This is a genomic window from Mycolicibacterium septicum DSM 44393, from assembly GCF_000455325.1.
In the GTDB taxonomy this organism is placed as follows: Bacteria; Actinomycetota; Actinomycetes; order Mycobacteriales; family Mycobacteriaceae; genus Mycobacterium; species Mycobacterium septicum.
In genome coordinates this window covers 1,943,126-1,955,483 of the sequence record NZ_HG322951.1, presented here as the reverse complement: position 1 = coordinate 1,955,483, position 12,358 = coordinate 1,943,126, and the positions used below count along the sequence as shown (strand labels likewise).

The 12,358-nt window shown below is 66.8% G+C and carries 13 protein-coding genes and 1 pseudogene; 6 read left to right on the top strand and 8 right to left on the bottom strand.

Annotated elements, in window-relative coordinates:
• Positions 1-247: 247 nt before the first annotated feature.
• The 8 genes and pseudogenes from truA to infA all read right to left on the bottom strand — a co-directional run bounded on the left by truA (position 248) and on the right by infA (position 4,897).
• Positions 248-1,116: pseudogene (gene truA, locus TX88_RS09210) on the bottom strand (tRNA pseudouridine(38-40) synthase TruA).
• 7 nt (positions 1,117-1,123) lie between these two features.
• The gene (gene rplQ, locus TX88_RS09205; RefSeq protein ID WP_044516252.1) at positions 1,124-1,681 is read right to left on the bottom strand and encodes a 50S ribosomal protein L17; all 558 of its coding nucleotides are present in this window, start codon (positions 1,679-1,681) and stop codon (positions 1,124-1,126) included.
• A 58-nt stretch (positions 1,682-1,739) separates the two neighbouring features.
• Complete coding sequence (locus TX88_RS09200) at positions 1,740-2,792, bottom strand: DNA-directed RNA polymerase subunit alpha (protein ID WP_044516250.1); 1,053 nt, start codon at positions 2,790-2,792, stop codon at positions 1,740-1,742.
• 74 nt (positions 2,793-2,866) lie between these two features.
• Positions 2,867-3,472 (bottom strand): 30S ribosomal protein S4, encoded by a 606-nt coding sequence (rpsD, locus tag TX88_RS09195; protein ID WP_044516249.1) that lies wholly within the window; start codon positions 3,470-3,472, stop codon positions 2,867-2,869.
• Between the two features lie 14 nt (positions 3,473-3,486).
• Positions 3,487-3,900 (bottom strand): 30S ribosomal protein S11, encoded by a 414-nt coding sequence (gene rpsK / locus TX88_RS09190; RefSeq protein ID WP_004571524.1) that lies wholly within the window; start codon positions 3,898-3,900, stop codon positions 3,487-3,489.
• Between the two features lie 5 nt (positions 3,901-3,905).
• The gene (gene rpsM, locus TX88_RS09185; RefSeq protein WP_044519236.1) at positions 3,906-4,280 is read right to left on the bottom strand and encodes a 30S ribosomal protein S13; all 375 of its coding nucleotides are present in this window, start codon (positions 4,278-4,280) and stop codon (positions 3,906-3,908) included.
• Positions 4,281-4,476: 196 nt separating this feature from the next.
• Positions 4,477-4,590 carry a 50S ribosomal protein L36 gene (rpmJ, locus tag TX88_RS33230; protein WP_003879483.1) on the bottom strand — a complete coding sequence of 38 codons (114 nt, stop codon included), beginning with the start codon at positions 4,588-4,590 and terminating at the stop codon, positions 4,477-4,479.
• A gap of 85 nt (positions 4,591-4,675) precedes the next feature.
• A complete protein-coding gene (infA, locus tag TX88_RS09180) occupies positions 4,676-4,897 on the bottom strand; it encodes a translation initiation factor IF-1 (RefSeq protein WP_003418601.1) in 222 nt (73 codons plus the stop codon).
• A gap of 330 nt (positions 4,898-5,227) precedes the next feature.
• On the opposite strand from infA, the gene TX88_RS09175 reads away from it, so the two are divergent.
• The 6 genes from TX88_RS09175 to TX88_RS09150 all read left to right on the top strand — a co-directional run bounded on the left by TX88_RS09175 (position 5,228) and on the right by TX88_RS09150 (position 12,350).
• A complete protein-coding gene (locus TX88_RS09175) occupies positions 5,228-5,722 on the top strand; it encodes an NfeD family membrane protein (RefSeq protein WP_209446965.1) in 495 nt (164 codons plus the stop codon).
• Positions 5,723-5,759: 37 nt separating this feature from the next.
• Complete coding sequence (locus tag TX88_RS09170; RefSeq protein ID WP_044516244.1) at positions 5,760-7,289, top strand: flotillin family protein; 1,530 nt, start codon at positions 5,760-5,762, stop codon at positions 7,287-7,289.
• Between the two features lie 36 nt (positions 7,290-7,325).
• Positions 7,326-9,017 (top strand): NAD(P)/FAD-dependent oxidoreductase, encoded by a 1,692-nt coding sequence (locus TX88_RS09165; protein WP_044516243.1) that lies wholly within the window; start codon positions 7,326-7,328, stop codon positions 9,015-9,017.
• 33 nt (positions 9,018-9,050) lie between these two features.
• On the top strand, positions 9,051-10,538 hold the full coding sequence (locus TX88_RS09160) for an ATP-binding protein (protein WP_044516241.1): 1,488 nt from the start codon (positions 9,051-9,053) through the stop codon (positions 10,536-10,538).
• 72 nt (positions 10,539-10,610) lie between these two features.
• Entirely contained in the window at positions 10,611-11,474 is an 864-nt protein-coding gene (locus TX88_RS09155) for an LLM class F420-dependent oxidoreductase (RefSeq protein ID WP_044516240.1), read from the top strand.
• A gap of 24 nt (positions 11,475-11,498) precedes the next feature.
• On the top strand, positions 11,499-12,350 hold the full coding sequence (locus TX88_RS09150; protein WP_044516238.1) for an LLM class F420-dependent oxidoreductase: 852 nt from the start codon (positions 11,499-11,501) through the stop codon (positions 12,348-12,350).
• Positions 12,351-12,358 lie beyond the last annotated feature (8 nt).

Below are 12,358 nucleotides of genomic sequence, written 5' to 3'. Positions count from 1 at the left end.
CCGGCGAAAAAACCGCAACAACATACACATTCGTCGCAGGCACTGGAGGTTGAGCACACGCACCGAGCGATGGAGCATCAGACACCGAGCGCACCCAGGTCATCTACCGGCCAATGGCACTGCAGCGAGTGTGCACCCTTTCGCGGCAGATCGGCCAAAAACCCGCAACAACATACACATTCGTCGCAGGGTCGGAATAGGGAAGTACGAACCCGGACGCCCGGGCACCGAAGCGCAGGCCAGGTGCTCAGTCAGCGGTCCGCACGTCACGGGTGATCAAGTTGCGGGCCTCGAGCTCCTCGTCGGCCGGGTAGTCGACCTGGACGAGTGTGAGCCCGCGGGCAGGAGCGGCGGCGAAATCACTCGACCGGCTCGCCTCGCCCAGCAGCCCGGCGGTCCACTCTGGTGACCGCCGCCCCGCCCCACTGCCAGCATCGCGCCGACCAGCGAGCGAACCATGTTCCAGCAGAAGGCATCCGCGGTGACGTACGCCGTCACGTAGAAGCCGTCGCGCACCCACTCCAGCCGCTGCAGATCTCGGATCGTGGTCGCCCCGGGACGGCGGCGGCAGAACGCCGCGAAATCGTTGAGCCCCAACAGTTCCCGTGATGCGGCAGCCATCGCGTCGAGGTCCAGGGGCTTCGGCCACGGCGTGACGAACCGCGCTTCGGCCGGCTCGACCCCGTAGGGGGCGAGGCTCAGTCGGTAGGTGTAGTGCCGGCGCAGTGCCGAGAACCTGGCGTCGAAACCCGCAGGCGCCCGGACGATGTCGCGGATCCGGACATCAGTCGGCAGTAGCCGCGCCAATCGCCGTACCAGCGGGGTGAACTCGGTATCGGCAGGGCGGATGGTCCGCGGGTACGCGTGCGGGAGTGCGTCGGTGGGGATGTCGACGTGGGCGACCTGGCCGGTGGCATGCACCCCGGTGTCGGTTCGGCCCGCGGTGCGCGTCACCACCGGCGTCCGGAACACCGTCGAGAGTGCGTCCTCGATCACGCCGGCGACGGTGCGTTGACCGGCCTGCGTCGCCCAGCCCGCGAAATCGGTGCCGTCGTAGGCGATGTCCAGGCGCAAACGAACATGCCCGCCACCGGTTCCGGTGGCGGGCATGTTCATGTTGTCGCTACGACTTGGCAGCGTCATCCTCGGCCGCAGCCTCAGCCGTCTGGGCGTCGGCGATGGCCTCGTCCTCGGCCTCGACCTCGGCAACCGGGGTCTCCTCGGCGGCTTCCTCGGCCTCTTCAGCCTTGGGAGCTTCAGCCTCGGCGGCCTTGGCCTGCGCGGCGGCAGCGCGACGAGCGCGGTCGGCCTCGGAGGTCACGGTCTTCTCCCGCACCAGCTCGATGACGGCCATGGGGGCGTTGTCGCCCTTACGGTTCTCGACCTTGATGATGCGGGTGTAGCCACCCTCGCGATCGGCGAAGAAGGGACCGATCTCGGCGAACAGGGCGTGCACGACGTCCTTGTCACGGATCTTCTTCAGCACCTCGCGCCGGTTGTGCAGCTCACCCTTCTTGGCGTGGGTGATCAGCTTCTCGGCGTACGGACGCAACGCCCGGGCCTTCGGCTCGGTCGTCTTGATGCGACCGTGCTCGAACAGCGACGTGGCCAGGTTGGCCAGGATCGCCTTCTGGTGTGAGGACGACCCGCCGAGGCGGGCACCCTTTGTGGGCTTGGGCATTGCGACTATCTCCTAAATGGGGCCGGTCCCCGTATCAGGTAGGACCGGGACGGATTCTTTAAAGCTGCTCGGTCTCGGCGTAGTCCTGGTCAGCGTCCAGGTCGTAGCTGGCGTCGCTGGTCCAGGTGCCGGTGGCGGCGTCGTAGCCGGCAACCTCGGACGGATCGAAGGTGGCCGGGCTGTCCTTCAGCGAGAGACCCAGCTGATGCAGCTTGATCTTCACCTCGTCGATGGACTTCTGGCCGAAGTTACGGATGTCCAGCAGGTCGGACTCCGTGCGGGCCACGAGCTCGCCCACCGTGTGCACACCCTCGCGCTTGAGGCAGTTGTACGAACGGACGGTCAGGTCCAGATCGTCGATCGGCAGCGCGAAGCTGGCGATGTGGTCTGCCTCGGCCGGCGACGGGCCGATCTCGATGCCCTCGGCCTCGACGTTGAGTTCCCGTGCCAGACCGAACAGTTCGACCAGGGTCTTACCGGCCGACGCCAGGGCGTCACGCGGGCTGATCGAGTTCTTGGTCTCGACATCGAGGATCAGCTTGTCGAAGTCGGTGCGCTGCTCGACGCGGGTGGCCTCAACCTTGTAGGTCACCTTCAGCACGGGGCTGTAGATGGAATCGACCGGGATACGGCCGATCTCGGCACCCGAGGCCTTGTTCTGCACGGCGGGAACGTAGCCACGGCCACGCTCGACGACGAGCTCGACCTCGAGCTTGCCCTTGTCGTTCAGCGTCGCGATGTGCATGTCCGGGTTGTGCACGGTCACACCGGCCGGCGGCACGATGTCACCGGCGGTGACCGCACCCGGGCCCTGCTTGCGCAGGTACATGGTGACCGGCTCGTCCTCCTCGGAGGACACGACCAGACCCTTGAGGTTCAGGATGATGTCGGTGACGTCTTCCTTCACCCCGGGAACGGTGGTGAACTCGTGCAGCACACCGTCGATGCGGATGCTCGTGACCGCTGCGCCCGGAATGGACGACAGCAGCGTGCGCCGCAGCGAGTTACCCAGCGTGTAACCGAAACCGGGCTCCAAGGGCTCGATGACGAACTTGGAGCGGTTGTCGGCGAGGGTTTCCTCGGCCAGTGTGGGTCGCTGAGAGATCAGCATGGTGTTCTTCTCCTTCTCGGCACCCGCTATTTGATGCCGTCTGGGTACTTACCGGCCAGTCGGCCGGTAAGTCATTACTTCGAGTAGAACTCGACGATGAGCTGTTCTGCGAGCGGCACCTGGATCTGCGCACGCTCGGGCAGCTGGTGCACCAGGATGCGCTGACGCTCGCCGACGACCTGCAGCCACGACGGGATCGGACGCTCACCCGCGGTCTGCCGAGAAACCTCGAACGGCAGGGTGTTGAGCGACTTCTCCTTGACGTCGATGATGTCGTACTGCGACACCCGGAAGCTCGGGATGTTCACCTTGACACCGTTGACGGTGAAGTGGCCGTGGCTGACCAGCTGACGGGCCATCCGGCGGGTACGCGCCAGGCCGGCGCGGTACACCACGTTGTCCAGGCGGCTCTCCAGGATCTGGAGCAGGTTCTCACCCGTCTTGCCCGCCTTGCGGTTGGCCTCTTCGTAGTACTTGCGGAACTGCTTCTCCAGCACGCCGTAGGTGAAGCGAGCCTTCTGCTTCTCCTGCAGCTGAGTGCGGTATTCGCTCTCCTTGATCCGCGCGCGGCCGTGCTGGCCGGGCGGGTAGGGGCGCTTCTCGAACGACTGATCTCCACCGACCAGGTCGACGCCGAGACGGCGCGACTTGCGGGTGGCGGGTCCGGTATAACGAGCCATTGTTCAGATCCTCCCTAGACCCGGCGCCGCTTGGGCGGACGGCAGCCGTTGTGCGGCTGCGGAGTGACGTCGGAAATCGCGCCCACCTCGAGGCCTGCGGCCTGCAGCGAGCGGATGGCGGTCTCGCGGCCCGAACCCGGGCCCTTGACGAACACGTCGACCTTCTTCACGCCGTGCTCCTGCGCCTTGCGGGCAGCGTTCTCGGCGGCCAGCTGCGCGGCGAACGGGGTCGACTTACGCGAACCCTTGAAGCCGACGTGACCCGACGACGCCCAGGCGATGACGTTGCCCTGGGGATCGGTGATCGAGACGATCGTGTTGTTGAAGGTGCTCTTGATGTGTGCGGCGCCGTGCGGAACGTTCTTCTTTTCCCGGCGACGGGTGGTCTTACCGCGCTTGGCGCCCGCGGCCTTCTTCGGTGGTGCCATCGGGGTTACCTAGCCTTCTTCTTGCCGGCGATGGTGCGCTTGGGGCCCTTGCGGGTACGCGCGTTGGTCTTGGTCCGCTGACCGCGCACGGGCAGACCACGGCGGTGCCGCAGGCCCTGGTAGCAGCCGATCTCGATCTTGCGGCGAATGTCGGCCTGCACCTCGCGGCGCAGGTCACCCTCAACCTTGAGGTTGCCTTCGATGTAATCACGCAGAACGGTCACCTGATCGTCGGTCAGGTCCTTCGTGCGCATGTTCTTGTCAATGCCCGTCGCGGCGAGGATCTCGTTCGAACGGGTACGGCCGATGCCGAAAATGTAAGTCAGCGCGATCTCCATGCGCTTGTCGCGCGGAAGATCGACGCCCACGAGGCGTGCCATGTGGCGGTGTTCCTTCTTCTCTGCGGAGGTCTGGTCCCAGCCCGTTCCCATCAGCCCCTAAGGGCTCTCCGGGGTCCGGCCTCCGTTCCGGACGTGAATGCTCGCACTTGGCTCGCATCGCAGATGAGCGGCGTATCCGCTCAGTGGTGCTGGGGGTTCATCATTCAGTTGTGTGCCGTCCCCCGAAAGGGACGGGTCAGCCCTGGCGCTGCTTGTGGCGCGGATCGCTGCAGATCACCATGACCCGCCCATGCCGGCGGATCACCCTGCACTTATCGCAGATGGGCTTGACGCTCGGGTTCACCTTCACGGCTTTTCGATCCTTCTGGCTCTGTTGGTGGCGTGCACGTGCGCACGTCACCGGTCTCGTCGTTACTGGTCGGGCTTCTATCGGGTCACTTGTACCGGTACACGATGCGGCCCCGGGACAGGTCGTAGGGAGAGAGCTCCACCACTACCCGGTCCTCGGGCAGGATGCGGATGTAGTGCTGCCGCATCTTCCCGCTGATGTGGGCCAAGACCTTGTGTCCGTTCTCCAGCTCAATGCGGAACATCGCATTGGGCAGAGGTTCGACCACGCGACCCTCGACCTCGATGGCACCGTCTTTCTTGGCCATACTCTTCGGCGATCCTTGCTTTCGTTTCGTAGCTTCATCAGTCGCAATGCAGCCCGTCGTGATGCTGCCGGCGACCAACTAGAAACGTGAGCCGGATCCAGACGAAATTGCAGAAATTCAGCAGTTCCAAGACGGGGCACGCAAAAAGTCGGCACGATAGCCGCACCGTTGGTCCACAATACCCGCTCAACGGCCTGCGCCAAAATCACGGCTGAACAGCTCTGGCCGCCCGATACCTCCACCGAAATTTGGTGCGCGGCGAAGCCCCGGATCAAGCGAGAATGGTACGGACCGATCCGGTGCCCGGCGAACGGAGATCTCGAGCACGTGATGGCTGTTTACCTGGCCGCGTTCGTCGTCGGCGGCGTCGCCGTACTGGCCGCCCTGCTCCTCGCCGATGTCGGGCACGGGGACGGGATGCCGTTCCTGAGCCTCACCGGCCTGTCGGTCGCCCTGCTGGGCGCCGGGACCGGGGGCATGATCGGCACCTGGCTGGGGCTGGGCACCGTCTGGACTGCAGCGCTGGCGGCGGCCTGCGCCGTCGTACTGGTGGCCGCCCTCAACGGACTGCTGCTGCCCTACATGCGCCGCCAGCAGTCCAACTCACATCGGGGCCGGTCCTCCTATGTGGGCCTGCTCGGCACGGTCACCCTCGAGGTTCCGCCGGGCGGATGGGGTGAGGTCTCCTTCGTCGACGCCGACGGCAACCGCGTGTTCTCCCGCGCCAGGAGCGACGAGACGGCCGCGCTGCCCAAGGCCACCCGCGTCTACATCGCCGACATCGACCCCGACTTCGTTCACGTCGTCGCTGTTCCAGAAACCTGAGTCGTCCCGAGCACCAAACCTTCAGAAAGGCACAACCGTGTCCCTGCTGCTCATCGTCGTCCTGGCCGCCATCGCCGCCATCCTGATCCTGGTGGTCATACCGCTGGTCTACGTCAAGAACTACATCAAGGTGCCGCCCAACGAGGTGGCCGTGTTCACCGGGCGTGGAACGCCCAAGGTGGTGCGCGGCGGCGCCCGGTTCCGGATGCCCGGCATCGAGCGGGTCGACATCATGAGCCTGGAGCCGTTCAACGTCAGCATCAACCTGCAGAACGCGCTGTCCAACAACGGTGTGCCGGTCAACGTCGAGGCGGTCGGACTGGTCCGCATCGGCTCGGCCGACGAGGCCGTGCAGACCGCGGTCCAGCGCTTCCTGACCTCCGACCTCAATGAGCTGCAGCGCCAGATCAACGAGATCCTGGCCGGCAGCCTGCGCGGCATCACCGCGACCATGACCGTCGAGGATCTCAACTCCAACCGCGACAGCCTGGCCCGCAGCGTGGTCGAGGAGGCCGGCGGCGACCTGGCCCGCATCGGCATGGAGGTCGACGTGCTCAAGATCGCCGGCATCTCCGACGCCAACGACTATCTGAAGTCGCTCGGCCAGCGCCGCATCGCCGAGGTCAAGCGGGACGCCACGGTCGGCACCGCCGAGGCCGAGCGCGACGCCCAGATCCAGTCGGCCAAGGCCCGCCAGGAAGGCTCCATCGCCCAGGCCGAGGCCGACACCGCGATCGCCACCGCGAACCAGAAGCGCGATGTCGAGCTGGCCCGGTTGCGCGCGCAGACCGAGGCCGAGAACGCCCAGGCCGACCAGGCCGGGCCGCTGGCCAACGCCCGCGCGCAGAAGGACGTCGGCATCGCCACCGAGCAGGCCGAGGCGGCCCGGGTGCAGGCCCGCATCGAGGTGGAGCAGCGTCGTGCCGAGCAGGCCCAGGCCGCGTTGCAGGCCGACGTGATCGCGCCCGCCGAGGCGAAACGACAGGCCGACATCGCCATCGCCGAAGGCCAGCGCCAGTCCACGATCCTGGCCGCCGAAGCCGCGGCCGAGTCCGAGCGGCGCAAGGGTCAGGCCGAGGCCGACGCCCGCAAGGCCGCCGCCGACGCACTCCGGGTCGAGAAGCAGGCCGAGGCGGACAGCCTGCAGGCCAAGCTGGTCGCCGAGGCCGCCGGTAAGAAGGAACTGGCCGACGCGCTGCGGGTCGAGCAGCAGGCCGAGGCCGCCGGTATCGAGGCCAAACTGCTGGCCGAGGCCAACGGTAAGAAGGAGATCGCCGCAGCTCTCAACGGCTACACAGCCGACGCCGCGCGCCTGCTGATGCTGCCCGACGTGCTGGCCTCTGTGGTCAAGGCGACCGAGGCGGCCGCCTCTCCCCTGGCCGAGATCGAGCGGCTGTCGATCATCGGTGGGTCACGCGACACCCAGGACGCCGTCGGCGGCCTGCTCGGTGTCAGCCCGCTGGCGGTGGCCAACATCCTGGAGTCGCTCAAGGCCTCGGGCATCGACGTGGCGGCCATGCTCCAGGGTTCCAACGCGAACAACGGGAGCAGCTCACACCCGAGCTGAGAAAACTGCTGGCGGCGGGGCGCATAATTGGTAGCGATGACTGGCCCCGCCTCCCAGCCCCGTAAACCCGTGATCCTGACCGTCGACGACGATCCTGCGGTCTCGCGCGCTGTCGCACGCGATCTGCGCCGCCACTACGGCGAGCGCTACCGGATCGTGCGTGCCGAATCCGGCCCGGACGCCCTGGAGACCCTCAACGAGCTGAAGCTGCGCGGCGACACCGTCGCGGTGTTCGTCGCCGACTACCGGATGCCGCAGATGAGCGGCATCGAGTTCCTCGAATCGGCGATGGATCTGTACCCGATGGCCCGGCGCGTGCTGTTGACGGCGTACGCCGACACCACCGCGGCGATCGACGCCATCAACGTCGTCGACCTCGACCACTACCTGCTCAAGCCGTGGGATCCGCCCGAGGAGAAGCTCTACCCGGTGGTCGACGGCCTGCTTGAGGCCTGGCACGCCGTCGGCGACCGCGCCATCCCGCACACCAAGGTCATCGGGCACCAGTGGAGCTCGCGGTCCTGGGAGGTGCGCCAGTTCCTGGCCCGCAACCAGCACACGTTCCGCGCGTTCACCACCGACGAGCCCGTCGGCCGTCAGCTCCTGGACGCCGCCGGCCTGGACGGTCTGCAGCTGCCGGTGGTGATCACCGAGGGCGGCGAGACCCTGGTCGAACCCAGTGACGGCGAGCTCGCCGACATGCTGGGGCTCTCGACGACGCCGTCGCTGACCATGTACGACCTCGCGGTGATCGGCGGTGGCCCGGCGGGTCTGGCCGCCGCGGTGTACGGAGCTTCCGAGGGGCTGCGCACAGTGCTGATCGAGGGCACCACGACCGGCGGACAGGCCGGCCGCAGTTCCCGGATCGAGAACTACCTCGGCTTCCCGACCGGGGTGTCGGGCGCCGAACTGGCCACGTCGGCCCGCAGACAGGCCGAGCGGTTCGGCGCCGAGGTGATCACCACCCGCGAAGCCGTCGCCCTCGACATCGCGGGCGCGGCCCGCACCATCACCTTCGCCGACGGCGAGACCATCGGCGCCCGCGCGGTCATCCTGGCCACCGGCGTCGAGTACCGCCAGCTCCCGGTGCCCGGGTGCTTCGCCGATCCCGACAATCCGAACAACTTCGTCGGCCGGGGTGTGTACTACGGCGCCTCGGTGTCGGACGCCTCCGAATGTCGCGGTGAGGACGTGTACATCGTCGGCGGCGCCAACTCGGCCGGGCAGGCCGCGATGTTCATGTCGCGCGAGGCCAAGTCGGTGACGCTGCTGGTGCGCGGACCGTCGCTGGAAGCGTCGATGTCGTACTACCTGATCCAGCAGATCGAGCAGACGCCCAACATCTTCGTGCGCACCTGCACCGAGGTGGTCGGTGCCGTCGGTGAGGACGACCACCTGGTGGGCCTGGAGTTGGTGGACCGGCAGTCCGGCGAGCACGAGGACGTGCGTGCTTCGCGGCTGTGCTGCTTCATCGGCGCCACCCCGCGCACCGACTGGCTCGACGGCGTGGTGGCCCGTGACGACCACGGGTTCATCCTGGCCGGCCCGGATCTGCGCGACGTGTGCGGCTGGAGCCTGGAACGTCCGCCGCATCACCTGGAAACAAGTGTGCCCGGTGTGTTTGTTGCAGGAGATGTGCGTGCCGAGTCCGCCAAGCGGGTGGCTGCCGCCGTCGGCGAAGGGTCGATGGCTGTGATGCTCGTGCACCGATACCTGGCAGAAGCGTGACGGCCGGCAAGGCCTGAGGAGTTGAGGACGGATATGGGCGAGACCTGCGTGCGGGACGAACTACGGACACTGTTCCTGTTCGAGCACCTTTCCGACGCGCAACTCGACACGTTGTGCCAGGCCGGCAGCATCGAGACGTTCCCGGCCGGACCGATCGTCACCGAAGGCGATCCGGCCACGTGCTTCTACGTGATGCTCGACGGTGAGCTGGTGATGTCGAAACGCTCCGGCGGCGTCGACATCCAGACCAACCGCACCTCGATGCGGGGTGTCTACTTCGGCGCCTGGTCGGCCTACATCCCCGGCGAGGAACACGTCTACGAGGCGTCGGTACGCCTGACGAAGCCGTCACGGGTGTTCGTGCTGGACGCCAATGCGTTCGCGGGGTTCATGCAGTCCCAGTTCCCGATGGCGGTGCATCTGCTGGAGGGCCACAAGGTCGGCGGCCGGCGCCAGAGCCAGATCATCGGTCAGCGCGAGAAGCTGCTGGCCCTCGGAAACATCACCGCCGGCCTGACCCATCAGCTCAACAACCCGGCGGCCGCCACCGCCCGCGCCGTGGCCGACCTGCGCGAAGGCGTCGGCAAGATGCGGCACAAGCTGGCGATGCTGGCCGACGGCAAGTTCACCCCACAGGCGCTGCGGATGCTGGTGACCATTCAAGACGAGGTCGCCGAACAGGTCGCCAAGCACAAGGGGCTGGAGCTCACCGCGTTGGAGACATCCGACCGCGAAGACGAGATGGGCGACTGGCTCGAGGACCACGACATCGCGTTCGCCTGGGATTACGCCCCGACGTTCGTCGAGGCCGGTCTCGACATCGACTGGCTGGAACGCATCTCGGCGTCCGTCGATGATGCACTCAAGGACGGGGAGGCCTCGGCCACCCTGCAGGCGGCCCTCGGTTGGCTGAAATACACCATCGACACCGAGCTGCGGATGAATGAGATCGCCGAGGCGAGCAAGCGGATCTCGGCGCTATTGGCCGGCGCCAAGCAGTACTCACAGATGGACCGCGGCTCCTATCAAAGTGCCGACGTCCACGAAGGGCTGCGCAGCACGCTGATGATGTTCGGCGACAAGATCGGCAAGGACAAGCCGGTCAGCCTGTGCAAGGAACTGGACAAATCCCTGCCCGAATTACATTGCTACCCGGGCGATCTCAATCAGGTGTGGACCAATATCATCGACAACGCCATCCAGGCGATGGGCGGCCACGGCACGCTGACCCTGCGCACCTCCCGCGAGACCGACGAGATGATCCGGGTGGAGATCTGCGACGACGGGCCGGGTATCCCCGCCGAGGACATCAACCGCATCTTCACGCCGTTCTTCACCACCAAGCCGTTCGGCGAGGGCACCGGTCTCGGCCTGGACCTGGCCTGGCGCATCGTGGTGGAAAAGCACCACGGCGATCTGCGGGTGCAGTCCAAGCCCGGCGACACCCGCTTCATCGTGCTGCTGCCCTTGCAGGCCCCCGCGCCCGAAACCCAGGCCGCGGAGACCGAAGCGGCCGAGTAAACGCCCGGCCAGATCCAGAATCAGCGTGATTCACCCGGAATAGCCCCCGCGTGCACCCCCGTTGAGACGTTCATGACCCAGACCACAACGGGCGGCAAGCCCGATCTCGGCACATACGGCGCGTTCGGCCATTACTCGCAGTTCCAGCAACTGTCGCCGCAGCAGCTGCGAGACATCGAAGGACTGGGCTACGGCGCGATCTGGGCCGGCGGATCGCCACCCGCCGAGCTCGAGTGGATCGATCCGATCCTGGCCGCCACCGATACCCTGCAGCTGGCCACCGGCATCGTGAACATCTGGAGTGCGGCCGCGGGCCCGGTCGCCGAGTCGTTCCACCGCATCGAGGCGGCCTACCCGGGCCGGTTCCTGCTCGGCATCGGGGTCGGCCACCGCGAGGCCATCGGCGAGTACCGCAAGCCGCTCGACGCGCTCACCGATTACCTCGACAAGCTCGATGAGTACGGCGTTCCCGAGCACCGTCGGGTCGTGGCCGCTCTGGGCCCCAAGGTGCTGCAACTGTCGGCGGCCCGCTCGGCGGGTGCGCACCCGTACCTCACCACACCGGAACACACCGCGCAGGCACGCGAGCTGATCGGTCCCGACGCGTTTCTGGCTCCCGAGCACAAGGCGGTGCTCACCACCGACACCGAGAAGGCACGCGCCCTGGGCCGCAAGGCACTCGACATCTACCTCGGACTGAGCAACTACCTCAACAACTTCAAGCGGCTCGGCTTCACCGACGAGGATCTGGCCAAACCGGGCAGCGACCGGTTCATCGACGCCGTCGTCGCGTACGGCACAGTGGACGAGGTGGCCGCCCGGCTGCGGCAGCATCGCGATGCCGGCGCCGACCACGTGCCTGTACAAGTGCTGACCTCACCCGACAAACTGGTACCCGCACTGGCTGAACTCGCCGGGCCGCTCGGCCTGGCTTAGAGGACCACAGACAAGGACTCTCAAATGACCGAATCGCTCTCGCTCAAGCCGGATCTGGGTCGTTACGGGGTGTGGACGTTCGGGGCGGTGCAACCGGAGCAGGCCGTCGAGATCGAGAAGCTCGGTTACGGCGGGCTGTGGGTGGGCGGTTCTCCGGCAGCCGACCTCGCGTTCGCCGAACCCATTCTCGAGCGCACCGAGACGCTGCAGCTGGCCACCGGCATCGTCAACATCTGGACGGCCGATGCCAACGCGGTCGCCGAATCGTTCCACCGCATCGAGGCGGCCTACCCGGGCCGGTTCCTGCTCGGCATCGGGGTGGGACATCCCGAGCACACCGGCGAATACCGCAAGCCGTACGAGGCACTGGTCGAATACCTCGACGTGCTGGACGCGGCCAAAGTACCGACCAGCCGTCTGGTGATCGCCGCGCTGGGCGACAAGGTGCTCAAGCTCTCGGCGCAGCGCAGCGCCGGCGCGCACCCCTACCTCACGACGCCCGAGCACACCGCGCATGCCCGCGACGTGATCGGCGAGTCGGTGTTCCTCGCGCCCGAGCACAAGGTGGTGCTGAGCACCGATGCCAAGGCCTCCCGGGCCATCGGACGCGACACGGTCGACTTCTATCTGAATCTGAGCAATTACCTGAACAACTGGCGCCGGCTCGGTTTCACCGAAGACGACATCACCAAGCCCGGCAGCGACAAACTGATCGACGCGGTCGTCGCGCATGGCACGGCAGACGCCATCGCGGCGCGTTTGCAGCAACATGTCGCCAACGGCGCCGACCACGTCGCGATCCAGGTACTCGGCGGCGCTGACAAGCTGATCCCGACGTTGACGGAGCTGGCCGGGCCGCTGGGTCTCAAAAGCTGAGGGGTTTG

Excerpts from the sequence above, each read along its gene's own strand:
- rplQ (WP_044516252.1), bottom strand. The coding sequence starts at position 1,681 with ATGCCCAAGCCCACAAAGGGTGCCCGCCTCGGCGGGTCGTCCTCACAC.
- TX88_RS09200 (WP_044516250.1), bottom strand. The coding sequence starts at position 2,792 with ATGCTGATCTCTCAGCGACCCACACTGGCCGAGGAAACCCTCGCCGAC.
- rpsD (WP_044516249.1), bottom strand. The coding sequence starts at position 3,472 with ATGGCTCGTTATACCGGACCCGCCACCCGCAAGTCGCGCCGTCTCGGC.
- rpsK (WP_004571524.1), bottom strand. The coding sequence starts at position 3,900 with ATGGCACCACCGAAGAAGGCCGCGGGCGCCAAGCGCGGTAAGACCACC.
- rpsM (WP_044519236.1), bottom strand. The coding sequence starts at position 4,280 with ATGGCACGCCTCGTGGGCGTCGATCTTCCGCGCGACAAGCGCATGGAG.
- infA (WP_003418601.1), bottom strand. The coding sequence starts at position 4,897 with ATGGCCAAGAAAGACGGTGCCATCGAGGTCGAGGGTCGCGTGGTCGAA.
- TX88_RS09175 (WP_209446965.1), top strand. The coding sequence starts at position 5,228 with ATGGCTGTTTACCTGGCCGCGTTCGTCGTCGGCGGCGTCGCCGTACTG.
- TX88_RS09165 (WP_044516243.1), top strand. The coding sequence starts at position 7,326 with ATGACTGGCCCCGCCTCCCAGCCCCGTAAACCCGTGATCCTGACCGTC.
- TX88_RS09160 (WP_044516241.1), top strand. The coding sequence starts at position 9,051 with ATGGGCGAGACCTGCGTGCGGGACGAACTACGGACACTGTTCCTGTTC.
- TX88_RS09155 (WP_044516240.1), top strand. The coding sequence starts at position 10,611 with ATGACCCAGACCACAACGGGCGGCAAGCCCGATCTCGGCACATACGGC.
- TX88_RS09150 (WP_044516238.1), top strand. The coding sequence starts at position 11,499 with ATGACCGAATCGCTCTCGCTCAAGCCGGATCTGGGTCGTTACGGGGTG.